Annotated in this window: 9 protein-coding genes; 4 read left to right on the top strand and 5 right to left on the bottom strand. The window is 42.4% G+C overall.

Going from position 1 to position 17,568, the window contains the following annotated elements; genetic code table 11:
- The 3 genes from RI561_RS06530 to RI561_RS06540 all read left to right on the top strand — a co-directional run.
- Positions 1–2,123, top strand: a 2,123-nt coding sequence (locus RI561_RS06530; protein ID WP_395079426.1) for an efflux RND transporter permease subunit, incomplete at its 5' end; no start/stop codon positions are given.
- A gap of 230 nt (positions 2,124–2,353) precedes the next feature.
- Entirely contained in the window at positions 2,354–3,436 is a 1,083-nt protein-coding gene (locus RI561_RS06535; RefSeq protein WP_395079427.1) for an efflux RND transporter periplasmic adaptor subunit, read from the top strand.
- An 87-nt stretch (positions 3,437–3,523) separates the two neighbouring features.
- Complete coding sequence (locus RI561_RS06540; protein ID WP_395079428.1) at positions 3,524–6,685, top strand: efflux RND transporter permease subunit; 3,162 nt, start codon at positions 3,524–3,526, stop codon at positions 6,683–6,685.
- 10 nt (positions 6,686–6,695) lie between these two features.
- Here RI561_RS06540 and RI561_RS06545 read toward each other — a convergent pair whose 3' ends face one another.
- The 3 genes from RI561_RS06545 to RI561_RS06555 form a co-directional block, all read right to left on the bottom strand.
- Complete coding sequence (locus RI561_RS06545; RefSeq protein ID WP_395079429.1) at positions 6,696–7,958, bottom strand: alkaline phosphatase family protein; 1,263 nt, start codon at positions 7,956–7,958, stop codon at positions 6,696–6,698.
- Between the two features lie 95 nt (positions 7,959–8,053).
- The gene (locus RI561_RS06550) at positions 8,054–9,844 is read right to left on the bottom strand and encodes a RagB/SusD family nutrient uptake outer membrane protein (protein ID WP_395079430.1); all 1,791 of its coding nucleotides are present in this window, start codon (positions 9,842–9,844) and stop codon (positions 8,054–8,056) included.
- A gap of 27 nt (positions 9,845–9,871) precedes the next feature.
- Complete coding sequence (locus RI561_RS06555) at positions 9,872–13,108, bottom strand: SusC/RagA family TonB-linked outer membrane protein (RefSeq protein ID WP_395079431.1); 3,237 nt, start codon at positions 13,106–13,108, stop codon at positions 9,872–9,874.
- A gap of 365 nt (positions 13,109–13,473) precedes the next feature.
- Here RI561_RS06555 and RI561_RS06560 point away from each other — a divergent pair, with 365 nt between their 5' ends.
- Complete coding sequence (locus RI561_RS06560; RefSeq protein WP_395079432.1) at positions 13,474–14,478, top strand: hypothetical protein; 1,005 nt, start codon at positions 13,474–13,476, stop codon at positions 14,476–14,478.
- Between the two features lie 4 nt (positions 14,479–14,482).
- Here RI561_RS06560 and RI561_RS06565 read toward each other — a convergent pair whose 3' ends face one another.
- Together RI561_RS06565 and RI561_RS06570 are read right to left on the bottom strand one after the other, a co-directional pair.
- Positions 14,483–15,007: a DinB family protein gene (locus RI561_RS06565; RefSeq protein WP_395079433.1), complete on the bottom strand. Its 525-nt coding sequence runs from the start codon at positions 15,005–15,007 to the stop codon at positions 14,483–14,485.
- Between the two features lie 460 nt (positions 15,008–15,467).
- The gene (locus RI561_RS06570) at positions 15,468–17,537 is read right to left on the bottom strand and encodes a M16 family metallopeptidase (protein ID WP_395079434.1); all 2,070 of its coding nucleotides are present in this window, start codon (positions 17,535–17,537) and stop codon (positions 15,468–15,470) included.
- Between the last annotated feature and the right edge of the window lie 31 nt (positions 17,538–17,568).

Here is a 17,568-nt window from a genome sequence, read left to right on the forward strand (position 1 = left end):
TGATTGAGGTCATACAGGAAGATGCCAGCTATATCGAAAATTCCATTTCAAATTTATTACAAACCTTGCTGATTGGCGGGGTGCTGGCATTCCTGGTTTTGTTTTTATTCCTGGATGATGCCCGGAGTCCCTTTACCATCGGGATCTCCATTCCCGTCAGTATTTTCCTCACTTTTGTGGTGATGTTCCTCTTTGATATTCAGCTCAATATCATCTCCCTGAGTGGACTCACCCTCGGGATCGGTTTGCTGCTGGATAATGCCATTGTGGTGCTCGAGAATATCAGTCGCTATCGCCAAAAGGGGCTGGGACGATTGGAAGCTGCCCGGGAAGGAACCAAGGAAATCAGCCTGGCTGTAACGGCTTCTACCTTTACGACTATTTCGGTATTCCTGCCGCTTATTTTCTTGGGTGGATTTGAAGGGGCCTTCTTCAGAGATTTAGCGGCAACGTTGTCCTTTAGTTTAATTGCTTCGCTGTTGGTGGCGCTGTTTATCTTGCCTGTTTTTGTAGTGCAGTTAAGTAAAAAGGCGAAATCGAAAGGCTTGTTAAGTAAAATATCTGCAGGACTGGATCGAATTATTGCAGCCTACGAGAGAAATTTAGGGAATGTCATTCAGAAGCCGCTTCCCATCCTATTGTTTGCATTTATACTGTTGGTGGGCGCAGGCTATGCTTTTATGACCATCCCCAAAGCCGTACTCCCGGTGGATGAACCCGCCAAAGTTGAGTACTTGGTTTCCATGCCCGGTAATACTGCCTTGCGATCTTCAAAAAGTGCGGCTATCAACATCACTGAAATTCTGAGCACAGAAACGGATCAAACCAATATCCTCTCCCTCGGTGGCTACACCGATAATACCAACTTATCATCCATCACCAACGAGGGCTTAAATAAATTCAGAGTTACCGTCCCTGTTGATGGTTTTGAGCAAGCCGCGCGGGTTGATCATGTGATGGAGCGAATTGCCGAATCTTATCAATCGTGGAACTTTCAAAAATTAGATGAAGATGGCTTTGGAGCGGTAGGTATTGGTCAGGATGCCCCGGTGCAATTTAGTGTGGTAGGCATGGATCGAAATTTTAGTGCACGTGTTGCTGAGGCTTTTACTGAATTTATGAATGGTAACTACCGGGATGTGGAATTTGATTTAAAATATCCCCAGCGGATTGAAGCATACCGGATACAGTTTAAGCAAGATGAATTATTGGCTTTTGAACTTAGTGAAGATGAGTTGATTCGATACCTGGAATCATTGACCCGTGGGGCTTTCATTACCGACTGGAACCGACAGGATGAGCAAATTTCGATTCGACTTATTGGAGAGGAAAACAGGAACCTGGACCCCACTGAAATTACCATTGATATCCGTGACAAGATCATTCCACTGCCGACCGTAGCCGAAATCACCAAAATTGATGAGGCAGAGCAAATAGAACGGGAGCGGCAATCTCCGATACTGACGTACAACACCGATCTCACTTTTATGGATTGGTGGTGGGATGGAGGCGAGCTTCAAAGCTTGACCAATCGCTTTATGCAGCAAACCGGGCATGAAGTTCGCATCGGCGGTTCGGCTTTACAGGTCATTAACTTATTGAAAGAACTTGGATTTTTACTGGCCATCAGTGTGCTGTTGATTTACCTGATCCTGGCTATTCAGTACGAAAACCTGAAATATCCTTTTATCATTATCTTGGCGATTCCCTTTGCATGGATCGGTTCATTTTTTGCGATTTACATGGCGGGAATCAGCCTGAATGCCCTTTCATTTATGGGTATCCTGATTCTGACCGGTATTGCTGTAAATGACTCTATCCTGAAAGTAGATTTTATGCGCCGCTATTTCGACGAAACCGGCAACCTGGATGAAGCCATTAAACAAGCAGGAATTAATCGATTCCGTCCCGTAGTAATGACAAGTATGACGACCATCCTGGCACTGATCCCTATGCTGGTGCCTTTCGGGGATGGATATATTTTACGACAATCCTTAGCCGTTGCCTTAATGGGCGGTATGGTAACAAGTACCTTTTTAACCCTGTACATCATCCCGTTAGTATTCAAATGGGTTGAAGGGAGGAAGGAAATATCGAATGTTGAACAGAAGAATATTGAATAATCGATTACATGAACTTTCAAGTAATGAGAAAGTCCTCCCTTGCCTGTCCCGTACAAGCGTGTCGGGGAGGGAGGTGCCGGACTGAACGAATGTGAAGTCTGGCGGAGGGTGTTGATTCCAGAGGCAAAAGGAGCTTTTTGTGCCAACATGCTTACAGAAATTAATGTGTCTTTATATTTCAAAGGATATCGAATGAAAGTTTATTGTGATAAAGTATAAACCATGAGATTATGAAACGACCCAAATATATTTCGCTACTTTATTGTTTACTGATCACTGTAACACTGTTCACTGCCTGTAAGAGTGAGGAGGAAGAACCCGATACGCCCGATCAGGACAGTGTCGAAATTCGACCCGAAGTGGTGTTTGATGTGGTGGACGATGAACCGCTTCAGTTCTTTATTGAGAGCCGGGGGGTGGTAGAGCCATTGCAGCAGACCAAGATTGTGCCGAGGATTAGCGGTTATGTGGAATCGCATAAAATAGAAGAAGGGCGGCAAGTGGCAGAAGGAGAGGTGTTGTTTCAGTTTGTGGATGATGAGTGGGAAAACCAGTTAGAACAGGCACGGCAGGCTTATGTGCAAGCTAAGAATCAATATGAAATTGATATGCGATTAAGAGAAGGTTATACCGGTGGCACCGATAATGAAATGATCCGGATTAACAGTGGATTGGCAGAAGCAGAAGTAGCTTATGAACAGGCTAAACTTAATTTAAGCTATAACACGGTAAAAGCACCTTTCTCAGGTCGTTTATCCTTGCGAAATGTTGTAACAAATCAATCTTTTATATCCGTTGGATCATACGTGTCTGCGGGAACAGAACTGGCTTCATTAATTAATGCATCCATCGTTCGCATCCGTTTTGATGTGTTGGAATCTGAGATTTTTAGTCTTGAGGAAGGCATGGCAGTTGAACTCATAGGTCCCGGAGGCGGTCAGTTTGAAGGTGAGATTATCGCCATTTCGCCTGAGGTTGACCCTGAATCAAAAACCGGGCAAGTACTGGTGGAAGTGGATAACGAGTCGGGCGAGCTGAAAACAGGTATGACGGTGGAAGGTCGTGTGTTTGTGAGAAGTCAGGAAAGTAAAGTGCGAATGCCTCGCGAAGCACTGCTTGAAAGAGACGGACGAACGCTGGTCTTTCGTTTAAACAACGACGAAGTAGAATGGATTTATGTAACCCCCGTAGCCATGAATACCGACTGGGTTCTGATCGATCATCCCGAAATTGAACCGGGCGACACTCTGGCCGTAGATCAACACTTTAGCGTCAGCCACCAACAGAAAGTTGTACCGCTTTTGGTTAATTAATAATGTTAAATGTTGAATTTTAAATGATCTGATACCATTTAAAATTCAACATTTAGCATTTAACATTTCTAATTTTAAACCATAACATTGAAAGAGTTACTGAATCGAAAATACCTAATCTCTTTTTTCTACATCATTGTATGTGTGATTGGGGTAGCGGTGTGGAGAGTGTTGCCTATTGAAAGTACGCCGGAATTAAACCTGCCATCGGTAACGGTGAACTACAGCTGGGGAAGTACTTCACCCGAAATAATGGAGCAAGAAATAACCCGTAAAGTGGAACGTGAAGTCAACAGGCTGCGGGATGTCACCGACATCCGATCCATCACGCAGGAAGGCCGGTCAACGGTAACCATTACCTTTCGAAAAGAGGCCCCGGTAGATTATCGCGTGTTGGAACTAAGGGAGTATCTGTTTACGCTGGATGAAAATCTCCCCGAAAGCATTTCTCCGCCCAGTATCACCCGTCAGGTGCCGCAAGAACTGGAAGACCAGCAGACGTTTATTACCTATACACTGAATGGCGATATGGCGCCGCGACAGCTGCTGGAATATGCGAGGGAGAATATCCGACCAAAGCTGATATCCATTGAAGGGCTTGCTGAAGTTGCTATTCGGGGCGTTCGTGACCCGGCCATGGTGGTAGAGTTTGACATCGACGAGGTGGAAAAATACAAGCTTTCACCCCGACAAATTTTGATGCAGATTCGAGAACAGCTGAGCTGGCGCTCGGCAGGATTTGTAGAACAGGGGGTGTCTCGTTACAGTCTCATCATTCCCCCCAAATTTAACAGCATTGCGGATATCGCCGGAATGAAGATTGAACTTCCCGGCTCAAGAAAACAACTGGTGCTGGATGATTTCGCTACTATTTCCATTCAGGATTACCCTGCAAGATCTATTAAGCGCTTTAATGGAGACCCGGCGCTGACTATTGAATTTGTCAAAGAATCCGGAGCCGATGCGTTTACCCTGGCTGAAAATATATTGACGGCGATGGAAGATGTTGAAGCACAGCTTCCGGAAGGGCTGTCTATCATGCTGACCATAGATTCTACCGAAGAACTCCGTCAGCAGTTCGAGGATCTTCAGCTTCAGGCAATCATAAGTGGGTTCCTCGTGTTCTTTGTGGTGATTTTATTCATTCGGAAACTGCGGGCGCCCTTTGTGATCATGGGCAGCGTGGCATTTTCGGTGCTGCTGAGCCTGATCATTTTATACCTGATGGGGTATAGTTTAAACATCATCACACTGGCGGGAATAACGGTAGCACTTGGAATGCTGATTGATAATGCGGTGGTAGTTTTTGAGCACTTAAACCCCAATCTGCCAACGGAAAAATCAAAGCGAATAACCCATATTACCAACGAAATTGGGAAAGCAGTTGTGCCGGTTTTAGGGAGTACTTTTACCACGGTGGGAATTTTTATACCGCTTCTGTTTGCACTCGAGGAACTTCGGATCTTTTTGGTTCCCTTAGCTATTGCCCTTACGATAACTTTGGTTTGTTCCGTCGTCATCGCTTTTACGTGGATTCCCTATTCCCTCGTTTGGCTGACTCCAAAAATTGAAGAAAAGAAAAAATCCGGAAGAGCTTCAGGCTGGCTCAATCGCCTGGTTATGAAAAGTTTCCTCCTGAAATCAAAGTTACGGTGGGTGCTGCCGGTTGCATTAATTGGAGTAATTGGAATTCCTCTTTTTGCCATCGAGGAGCCGGATTGGGATGCGGAAGAAGGAACGGCGTGGCCTGAATTCACCCAAATCTATTTCGATAATCGCGATAATATCGATACATGGGTAGGCGGACTGACCAAAAAATTCAGTGATGAAACCTATTTTGGAAGTCCCTGGAGCCGAAATAACGATCAATATATCAGCGTGTATATACGTGCGCCACAGGGAACTCCGCTTTCAGAAATAGACAAGATCGCAAAGAATTATGAGAAGATTGTAGAGCCTTATGCACATGCTTTCAAATATTACGAGGCCAATATTTCGGAAGATTATGGTGCGCGTATGCAATTTTTGGTAGATCCGGACTACCTGATGCAAATGGAACCCTATCAGTTTTATTTTGAGGCCATGTACCTTGGGGCCCGAACCGGAAATTTCGCCACCTCAGTTTCAGGATTAAACATTCCCGGAATAAGTACAGGCTTTGGGGGGGGGTCCTCCAATCACTCCATTCGTTTAGAAGGGTATTCATACAGTGAACTGCTTAACCTGGCGAAAGACCTGGAGCGGCGTTTAAAAACCAGCCGGCGCGTTCAGGAAGTGGATATCAATTCAACATCCTATTTTTCACGCAGCGATGATTTTCAGCAGTATATTTTGCGGTTAAATGAAGAACGGATTTTAGCCAGCGATTTAAGCCGAAGGGAAGTTATTTCAACGCTGTTGTTGGATTTGAACCCTGAAAATTCGGTGGGAAGAGTAGAGTTTGGCGGACAGGAAATGTATTTGATGGGTCGCAGTGAACGGGATAAGGCATTTGCAGAAGATATGATGAATCGTACCCGTCAGTTTGGCGAAGTGAATTTCAACATCGGTCGGATTGGGGAAGTGGTGAAGGAAGGCGGACTTAATGAAATTCGAAGAACCAATCAATCGTATGAAAGAACCGTTAGAGTTGATTACCTGGGGAACTACCGAATGGGGCAGGAGTTTATAGAATCAGTGATAGAAACGACCCCGGTACCGGTTGGGGCTAAAATCGAGTTTGGAAGGGGATTCTTTGGCTTTGGCAACGATGACAGCAGCCGGAATTTTCTGTTGGTAGCTCTTCTTAGTTTGCTCAGCGTATGGATGATTGTCTCGGCGTTACTGGAAAGTGTAAAGTATCCTATTTTTGTGATCATGGCTGTCCCCTTCAGTTTGATTGGAATCATGCTTGGCGGTTTGGTGAACGACCTCGCCTTTGATAGGGGGGCTATTGCAGGAGCCTTACTTTGTATTGGGGTGGTGGTGAATAATGCCATCCTCATTTACCACCAAAAGCAGCTGGAACATGAAAAAGGTATATTTGGCCTTCGCTGCTGGATGGGAGTTTACAAAAAAAGAATTCGTGCCATATTGATAACCACCGTAACCACCATCACCGGACTGCTCCCCATGATGCTTTTCGGCAGCAATGAATTCTGGGAAAACCTGGCGATAGTAGTTATTTGGGGGCTTTCGGTGAGTACTATTTTGCTGTTAATTATGACGGGTTTGAGGGTTAAGAGTGATGGGGTTAAGGTTAAATCCTAAAATAAATACGTTATTTTTTAACGACCCAGGCACTATGTTGGTTATGTTTTCCCTGCACAATAACCTTAAGTGTATCAGGTATTGAATCAAAGAGTGGATTCAGGTTAATTAGAGCCTTTTCTGAGGAAAGTTCTTTGGTACCTACTAATTGATACTCATCTTTGCCGCCTATTTTATAGTAATTTGTGTGAGCAAGTTTAATTTCAACCTCTCCACTGTTTTCCCAACTGTCCCACTTTAAAAGAAGTTCTTGATTCTTATTTACAGATGCATTCAGATTACTTAGAGAGATTGAACCTGCAAAAGGAACACCATCGAGTTCTCTCTCAACATCCTTGGGAATTTTAATTCCAAGATGTTGTACAATGGTTGGATAAAGATCTACATGCTGAGGTTTGCCGTTTCGGAAGTACTCATTCAGATTGTCAGCGTTTGTGGCAAACCAAACAGTTCGCTCCCTTTCGGATTGATTTCCGTGAGATTTACCGTCTGGCAGTGCCCGGCCATGATCTGTAGTTACAATGATGAGCCAGTCTTCATTAAAGTTATTTTTACGTTCCTGAATGGCATTCCAAATTTTACCTACTTGTCTGTCTGCGTTTTTTATGGATTCAAAGTACTTTTCCGTATCACCGAATGAGTGTCCTGTATCATCAGTGTACCAAAGATAAATCCATGAAAAATCAGGAGCATTTTCCTTTAAGCTTTTAGCTGCTTCCTGTACAACTTTTTCATCTACCTGGCGAACCCATGCAGAATCGTGTGGAAAAGAGAGTGTATCGATATCGTATCCATCTCTAACAATATCAATTTGAAAGCCACCGGACTCTTCCAACCCTTCACCGATAAGTTTGGTGCGGTTATCTGTCCAAGAGGAGAAAATTGCCGTTTTCAATGCTGGTTTTTCAGTTTCAATTAGGCGGTAGAGGCTCCAATATTCGTAGTTAGGATGGTCTATATTATTATCATATACATTATGTTTATTTGCCCAAGTGCCGGTTAATAGATTATTGTATCCAATAGCGGAAGCAGTGGGAGACTCGGAATATCCTCCTGCCATACCACCGGTGGTGGCGCGGGTATATCCACCGATTTTTGAAATTTTATCGAGATTTGGTGTATCCGTTTGCTCAAGAACATCTGCAGAAATCCCGTCAAGAATTATATAAACAGCTTTTGGTGCGGGTTTTTGTTTCGAATTTTGGGATGTGCATCCAAAGCTCAGTCCTATTAGGATTAAGAGTAGAAATGCTAATTGATTGTTCAAATCCATGCTTCTATGTTGTTGTTATTCTGATTTATGTTAAAATGAAAAAGCGACAGGAGAGAGAGTGCAGTCCTGTCGCTCGTGTAATCACCAATTCTAATTTATTCCCAACCAAATATTTGAGTTAAATTCGTATTCAGTTGTACTTCATCGTATGGGATGGGACGATAGTAGTGTTTTGGCGATATGAACGTACCGTTATCTTCTCGGGCAAGAATTGCTCCTGATGTCCCATTTTCAAGAAATACCGAAGCATCACTTCCGTATGGTCCTGCACGATAATAGGTTAGTTTTTTTCCGAGTTCATTAACTTCCCGATTATCGGGTGAAGGGATGGTTTCATCAACTCCAATTAGTTTGATATCGGGTACACCATCACCGGTCAGGTCGTGATTACCAAGTCCATCGAAATATGGGCCTTTTGGTACGGTCTCAAAAAGCTCTCCGGCACCGTATCGAACTACATCGAGATAGCGGAAATCTTCGTTAAATAATTCTATTCTTCTTTCTCTGCGGATTTCCAACAGAACATTATCGTTCACAGTTGGGTACCGTTCGGCTAACATCTGATCACGTCCAACGCCCATTGTAAGTGGAGGCATATTTACACGATCTCTTAGTTCATTGACTGTAATATCCAGAATACCTTGCGATATTTCTCCCAGTTCGGCCGATGCTTCTGCATATATGAGCAGGATTTCCGCATAGCGGAGTACGGGAACATCAACACTTTCCTGAACAGTAGCATCAGAAGAATTTACAAACCATTTTATGGTATGGTACCCGGTAAAGTTCCTATTTAATTCCTGAATGTATTCAGAGCCAGCCTCTCCCTGCGCATACGTTCCGGTGTTATTAATAACCCATCCGGGATAGGCGAAACTTTGGGAAAGTCGAGGGTCCCTGTCTTTGAACTCTTCAACAAAGGAGTTTTCCTTGTAATTGGGCTGACTTGAATAAAATGAACCATCACGCATAAGGTAGGTTTGAACAATCGCCTTGGTATGAGATTGCTCATATTGGCCAAAGCCTGCTGCCCACCAACCACTGTTACGGTTTCCTGAGATGCTTCTATTCAGTAAGATAACTTCAGGGTTGCCCTGTAGATTTGTACTGTTGAATAATGAGCCATAAGCATCAGCTGAGCCGGTTTTATAGATTGAATACTTGCCGGAGTCAATGATGTATTTGGCCTGATTTCTGGCAATCTGAAGAAATCGGGTGGCGCTTGCATTCAAGCCAAGATAGTCATGATACTTTCTGAACGTACCTTCGAAGAGTGCATATCGTGCCATAAATGTCCGAACTACATCTTTATTAACAGCACCAACGGTGGAATTTGAACGAACATGTTCAACCGCAAATTCCAGGTCTTCAAAGACTTTATCGATTACATATTCGCGAGAATCGCGTCCTTTGTATAGATCTTCGTCATCAGTGCCCAATACTTTGTCATACCAAGGTACGTCACCAAATCGCTGGATTTTGTTCATATAGAACTTAGCCCGGTGAAATCGTGCTACTCCTTCATAGTGATTGAGTGCTTCTTGAGGAATATCTGCTTTCTCAAAGTTTTCCAGGAAGTAGTTAATATTTCTTAGTTCCGACCAATCCCAACCACTGGTAAAATCCCGCGATGTTTGGTCAAAAACCATCATATTTCTGATTTCGGATGAGCCGGTTGTAGTAGCATCATCTGACTGCTCGTGATTCATATCCATCACATTTTTCCAGTTGATCATGCTGTTCAAATACATTTGCAGATCAGCTGCCGAGTTGAAGAAATTCTCTCGGCCAATTTCAGTCTTTGGTTCCACATCCAGCAAATTGTCATCACACCCGTGCAATACAAAAACAGTTATGAGGAGTGGTATTAATATAAGTTTTTTCATGAGTTTGTTATCCTTTATCAATTAAGTTTAAAATTGGATGTTTATACCGAGGGAGTAACGACGCTGAAATGGATAGGAATAGCCTAACCCATTGTTGGTAATAGCTTCAGGGTCTACAATGTCTGATACTTCAGACCATTCCATCAGGTTCTCTCCACTGGCATAGATCCTAATCATTCTCAAACCAAGACTTGAGGTTAAATCAACCGGAAGGCTATATCCGATGGTCAAATTTTTCCACCGCAGGTAAGAGGCATCCATCATATATCCAGTATTTGCCTCCCTTCCCATGCCACTTGTATTTATATCCATATTCCAAGCCTGTAGCACAGGATATTTTGCATCCGTATTAGCGCTGGCGAGACCGGCATCGATGTAAGCTTGAGAATGCTGACTCATGAGCTCTTCGGGATCGTTTGAGGCTCGGTAGTAATCCATCAGATGTGTAAAACCACCTTCATATGGTTGCTGATGGAAGCCCCAAAAGACATAGTGATGTGGGTAGAAGTCCCGTTTAGCTACACCCTGGAAAAATGAACGGAGATCAAATCCCTTGTACTGAAAGTCGAGATTAATTCCGAAACGGTAGCGAGCCTGAGAATTACCTATTACTCTCAGATCGCCGGGATCGTCCACGGTATTTCCTGCTGTGATGACTCCATCACCATTGAGGTCTCGAATTTTAACAGAGCCTTCAACTGTTGGAATTACTCCCCATGGTACTATGGATGACTGGTCAGCATGATTGGCGATATCTTCAGGTCCGGTAAAGAACCCCTCATATTCAAATCCCCAGATCTCACCAATTTGCTGACCTACATAATACTGATCAAGGTTGCGGTTGGGATTATCAAAACTGGTGATTTCAGATTGAGAGTCAGCCAGGGTTAATTTGGCTCCGAACAACAGGTCATCTCCAAATAAACCCACCCGATCCCTGTAGTTAATCGATGTTTCCCAACCATTTGTTTTGAGGTCGGCAGCATTTTCATTTGGTTCTGATGTTCCAAGCACCGAAGGTAACTCTCGACCCAGTGCAAGCATTCCTTTTGTTTCCCGGGTAAACAGATCAAAAGAGGCAGTCAGACGACTTTCAAGAATGTCAAAATCAACACCAATGTTTCGGGAGACCACCTCTTCCCAGGTATAATTGGATGAAACCATTCCGGGAGCAGATATTGAAAGAGGCCGTTCATTATTTACGAGGTACCCGTTTTTGTAGGTGCTCATATTGGGAATATACCCAAAATCACTTACTGCTTGATTTCCTAAACTTCCGATAGAACCACGTATTTTTAGAAGACCGATGAAGGATACATTATCCATAAATGATTCTTGGTCAATCCTCCAGGCGAGTGAGGCGGATGGAAAGAAACCAAAGCGATCATCTTCAGGAAATCGTGAAGAGCCGTCATAACGGCCGTTAAATTCTACAATGTACTTATCCTGGTAGGTGTAGTTCAGCCGACCAAAAACCCCTTGCAGGGACCAACCGGTGTATTTATCAGTAGTAGTGGCATCACCCAAAGCCAGTGAGATGGAGGGCAGAGACGATGAAATGACGTCAGTAACAGATGAATTAACCTGATAAAATTCATATTTCTCTTGGTTGTAACCTGCTATTGCACTAAAGGAATGATTTTCCAGATTTAAATTGAAATTGGAATAAATATTGAAAACCTGGTAATCATAATCCATTTGGTAGCGGTAAACACCGGTATCTCCAACTTCTCTTACATCATTTGGACCATATCCAATATTGTATTTTTTACGATCCCAGTCATAGTCTTGCACTTCATTGCGAATGGTATAATCCGCGTTTACTGTAAGCATGTTAGGTACAACTTCAGATCGAATTTTAAATGTGGTCTGGAATTTGTTGTATTCATCAGTGAATTGTCCTCCATCAACCATTTGGGCAGCAAGATGTCCTGCTTCAGAATTTGCCCATGTGTCATCCGGGTTTTTATTTACTGAAGTGGGTGCAATCAGATAGAATGACTGCATTGCATTTTCATTATTTCCCAGATAAGAAGGTGCATTTCTTTTTGAACGAGTCATCTCTGTACGATTGCTGATATTTAAGAGACGGTTTGCGCGATATTCTACATTTGACCGAATTCCGAATCGCTCAAAATTGTCTTCGGCTATTTGAAGGGCCCCATCTTGATTGTCCATCGATCCTGAAAGATAATATTGAGTTTTATCGGAGCTTCCGCTCAGACTCAGTGTATTATTGTTAGACATACCGTAGTCAGAAAGAAAATAATTACTCCAGTCTCGGTTACCCATATATTGCCATTGTGAAGGGTTATTAGGGTCTTGCCGAACGGCTTGGGTTGCATTTGGGTTGTCAGACCGCTCTCTTGCCCATGAGTACATCTCATCAGAATAGTTTATGTAATCCCATGGAGTGGCATCGGTAGAATTTTCTTGCCATCTCATGTAAATGTAGGGATCCGTAACTTTATTAGGAACGATAGTTGGTTTGTCCCACGAAGTTCTGCTGGAAAAATTAATTTGCATCGTCTCTCCGGAATCGCCCTTTTTGGTTTGAACCAAAAGAACACCAAAAGCGGCTCTAGCTCCATAAATGGCTGCAGATGAAGCATCCTTAAGTACTGAAATGCTTTCAATATCCATTGGATCCAACAAATTTAAGTCTCGAGTTTCCGAGGGAATTCCATCAATAACAATTAGCGGTTCCCCGCCATTAATGGAGGTATATCCACGAATATTAATTCTGGGTTCTGTCCCCGGAGCACCTGATGTGTAGTCAATATTAAGATTTGGAATCAAACCTTGGAGTCCCTGAGTTACACTGGAGATCGTACGGGAGTCAAGGTTTTTCATATCCACTTCATCTACCGCCCCTGATAAATTTGCTTTTTTCTGGGTACCAAAGCCAACAACAACGGCTTCTTCCATCAAGATGGTATTAACTTCCATTTCAACGACCATATCGTCATCTTCAATAGGAATATTTTGTGTTATATAGCTTACATAAGAAAAGGTTAAGACATTGAATTGAGTGGGAACCTCAAGAGAAAATTTTCCATCAAGATCCGATTGGGTGCCAATTACACCACCTTCGGTTGCTTGTGATCCTTTGACCACTATATTTACTCCGGTAAGAGGTTCTCCTGAACTAGCTTCTATAACTACACCGGTAACGGTTCTGGTTTGTGCGTGTGATTCTTGAACGAAACCAAACGCAAGGATAGCAAATATTACTGCTATCCAAAGTTTGTAACTTAATTTCATACTGTTTGATTATGGGTTTTGATTTTAAATGCAATTCAATCTATACCCTCAGTATCAGTAATGTTTTAAGCCAAGTTAACGGTAGTGTTACCATTATTTGTGCAATGTTAAATCATGGTTAATATCATAAAAGAATGTTAGATCCTATGCTCTTTTGATGATTTTTTCATTACATGAACCTATTTACAGATTCTATTTTTCACCAGAATAAAGGAGAGTTTAAAAGAGGAATTTTTGGTGTATCCAATAGTTATGCCTGCCTAAAAACAATTTTTTTAATAGTTTAAGAACTAATAAATTTCTATTTACAGAATCAAAAGTTTACTATTATAGAGAACTAAATTGCAGTTATTAGTTATAATTATATGAAGAAGCCTATCATTTTGGTTTTGCTGATTTTAATCGCTTTTTCAGTTGATGGGGTTGCTCAATTCACTGAAATAAAGAGAATTCAGTTACCGGACAATCACCTGATTGGGAGCATAATGGGGATTGATGTATTGGGAAATAGTTTTCTGATCACCGATATGCAGGAGCAGGTTTTTTTGTTTAAGGACGGAACGGATGAATTGATTCCTTTAAATCCAGAGGACTGTTTTCCAGGTTTTGATTTCAAGCCGATTCACACCTTTCATCTGGCCGATAGCTCTATATTCCTGATCAACGCGTCGTTACCGGGTTACCGGTTTGAGGCTGATGGTAGCTGCAGGGGATCAGTTGAAGATGACTTCATTCAGGTGCCTCCAGGCAAATTAGCCGTGGATGATGATGAAGATAGGAATCATTTTTACACGCTCAGGGCTTTTCCAAATCAGCCACTTCGGTTCAAAAGCTATCAAGAGACCGGTCGCTTGGTCGGTGAATCTGAACTGATTAAACCGAAATTCCCTAATTTTATTAACCGCTTTGAAAGTGGTGGAACAGCTGTTCATGACGGCATTTTGTATTATATGCTGCCCTCTGGAGCTGAGATTTATAGGTATGACATTAAAAGAAATGTATCCATTGAAAGCATCCCATTTGAGCCGGAGTATCGAACAGCCATTGATGTGGATATTTCAGCAGATCCATCCCAAATAACTAAAGATCTGGATGAAATTAGGGATGACCACTACTGGGTATCTTCAATGTTCAAACTATCAGAAGAGTATGTGCTTATTCAAACTCATTTCAGAGAAGGTGAAGAATATAAGTATGGAATTCATTTCATAAACCTGAAAACCAATGAAGTGGAAGAGCAATACGCTATTTTTGAACAATCATTTTCGTTTGCACGAGATAACAAAGCCTACCGTGTTTTTGATGAAAGAATGGAAGATGATAATGTATTGAATCCCGGTATTGTTGTTTATGAATTTACCGGAAATTAAATTTCTACAAATACTTCTCCTTAATAACCTCCATATGGTGCAACTCATGTCCCGCAATAATAAAGGGGAAGGCGCGAACCGTAAATTCAAATCCACTGGCGGTGCCTTTCAGGGAAATCATCTCCTTGGTCATATTCTGGAACAAATGGATGGTTGAGATACGAACGGCCAGGTATTCGTTGGCAAGGTTGCTAATTGAACGGCTGTTGTAATTGGAGTATTTCACGTAGTCATCCTGCTCCATTGAGGGCAGGGGGTGTGGGTCACGGCGGGAAATAGCTAAAGCCCGATAGGCAAAAACGCGTTCTGTTTCTATAAGGTGACCAATAATCTGCTTGATCGTCCACTTACCTTTTTCATAAGAATGGTATGCTTTATCACCGGGAATAGAATTAAAGAAAGTATACACTTCATGCATTTGAGCATTCAGCGTATCGATGATGTTTTCTTTTGGAACGTTTTCCACATAACCGGCATAGTAATGGGCATATTCTGAAGATGTAGGATATTCATTTTCCCAAACTGACATAAGTGATCCTTAGTTTAATAAGTGTTTTGAGGGTTGATTGTAATTGAAATCAATGTAAGATGAATTTTGAATAAAAATAAAAAACAGTCTGTCATCGCCGTAGATGTTAGGTAATTCGTTGACAGTAGTTAAGTTCGGAAAAGTCTTCCCTTGAGGGGAGTACGGCTTTAGCCGGGAGGGGTGTAGGTGCCAAGGATTTTAATGTTTGAATCGATCGAACATTAAAGCTACTGGTAAAATTGCATATCCAAGAAAGCAATGTTAGCATTAGCACCAACACCCTCCGCCTCCCATTCGGTCGGCACCTCCCTCAAGGGAGGACTATCCGGAAAGGCTTATCTAAATATTAGAAATCAAAACCTTATGTCATTTTTAGCCTATGAATTTACCCATAAAAAATCCCGCATCTCAATTAAGAAATGCGGGATTTATTTTGAAAAATATATTTAAGCAGAAGTAATTAGTTATTCACTTCAAGGCTTTCGGTAATATTTTCGCTTACTTTTTCGCCGTCAGCAAAACTTATTGCTGAAAAAGCATAGGTCACGCCATCTACGGTAGTCCAGTTGCTGTACTCAGTTCTCACTTGTGAGTTTGATCCCGTTTGGGGATTAAACTGAGAATAGGTGCTGTAGGCCGGAAGTGATGTGTTTGGATCAATGTAATAGGTGACCGGGGTTTCAAAATTGATTTTCAACTTCGCGTACTCCGTATCATACATGGTATCCATACCAAGGTATTCAACATCAAGGTCATCTTTATTGATGGCAACATTCAAATAGTGTCGTTGTATCTCATTTTGGGCTTGCTGTACCTGGGCCGGCTGCATGGGGAATTCCTGTCCTGCAACTCGTTGAGTTCCGGAGTTTTCGGTTACTGAAAGCTGAACTTGTCCCTGTGGAGTATTTAAAGTTGCTTCCTGTGTATTTTCAACAAAATTAATGCTGATGGTACCTGAAACATTCATTTCACCCATGGGAGTGCTGCGGGTTTGATTACCTTCGGTAGTAATTTTTTCAACTTCAATGCCCGGCTCAACTATGGCATCCGTCATTTTTTGGAGCCATTCTTGTCCCTGGGCTTTGTCTCCGGCTTCGGCTTGTTCTTCACCGGAAGATGGTCGCGGAATAGAGATGTCAACTTCATTTACGTTGCCGTACTTCTCTAATTGGTCGCCGATTCCGTCAGCATTACCAACCACTAATATCTGCATTTGGTCAGGTTTGATATATTCCTGAGCTACACGCTGAACATCTTCAACGGTGGTATTCCTGATACCTTCTATAAGCTCATCGAATGCATCCGGAGAAAGCCCGTTGTATTCATTGCTAATACGCTGATTAAGAATTTTTGACTTGCTGTCGTAGCGGAATACCAAGGAGTTCAGGAATTGATCTTTGGTTTGATCGAGTTCTTCTTGCATGATCGGCTCATTCTGTAGTCTTTTTACTTCTTTGATAATGGCATCAATAGCATCAGAAGTCGTTTCACTTGCGGTCATCGTAGTCAGGCGGAAAGTTCCGGGATAATTGATGTTGGAACCGTAGCCTCCACCCACAGAATAGGCCAGACCAAGATTCGTGCGAACTTCCTGGAAAAGACGGCTTGAAAATCCACCGGCCAATACTTGATTCATAACCTGGATTGCAGGATAGTCAGGATTTTCGCGCAAGCCACCTATATGTCCCATACTAACATAACTTTGGTTCACATCCGGTTTGTCGATAAAGTTTATAGTGGTTGGAAAGTTGTAATCCACTTCAGGGTAGATAAGGTTAGTAGGACTTCCTTCCGGTAAGCTACCAAAGGCTTCACGAAGCGTTTGTTTCATTTCTTCCGTATCAAAGTCACCCACAATGCCTACGGTCATGTTAGAACCCACAAAAGCATCTTCATGGAATTCAATCATATCTTCACGGGTGATATTATCTACCGTTTCGTATTCCGTTTGGCGAGTATAAACTGAATTTTCGCCATATATCAATTCCTGAAATTCACGACCACCAATTTGTTGTTGGTTATCGTTTCGGCGGGAAATTCCACTCTTGGTCTGAGTTTTAGCAAGCTCAATTTTGTCTTCAGGAAATCTTGGATTTTGCAGAACATCCACAAAAACAGGCAGAAGTTCATCCAGGTCTTCTTTAAGAATGCTAAGACTTGCACCGCCGGAACCAAATCCTATAAAGGTACCGATGGAAGCAGCGTTATTTTCAAGCAGCTCATTAAGCTGATCTGCCGGATAGTTTTCGGAACCACCCTCGCGAATTACACGCCCGGTCATACTGGCAAGACCTGTTTTACTGGCAGGCTCCAGAATGCTTCCGGTTTTAACCGTCACCTGAATATTAATTAAAGGCAATTCTTTGTCTTCCACTAAAAAGAATTTGATCCCGTTATCGAGATTAAATTCTTCTACTTCCGGAATGTTAATGGGATTCAACTCCGGGTACTCAATTTGGTCATATCGCTTTTGTGCCGTAAGGGGCAAAGCCAAAAGCAAAGCAAAAGTAAAAAGGATTAAACGTTTCATAATAAATCGGTTTTAAATTTTAAAAATCTTG

The sequence above is a fragment of the Gracilimonas sp. genome (genome assembly GCF_031581265.1).
Classification (GTDB): domain Bacteria; phylum Bacteroidota; class Rhodothermia; order Balneolales; family Balneolaceae; genus Gracilimonas.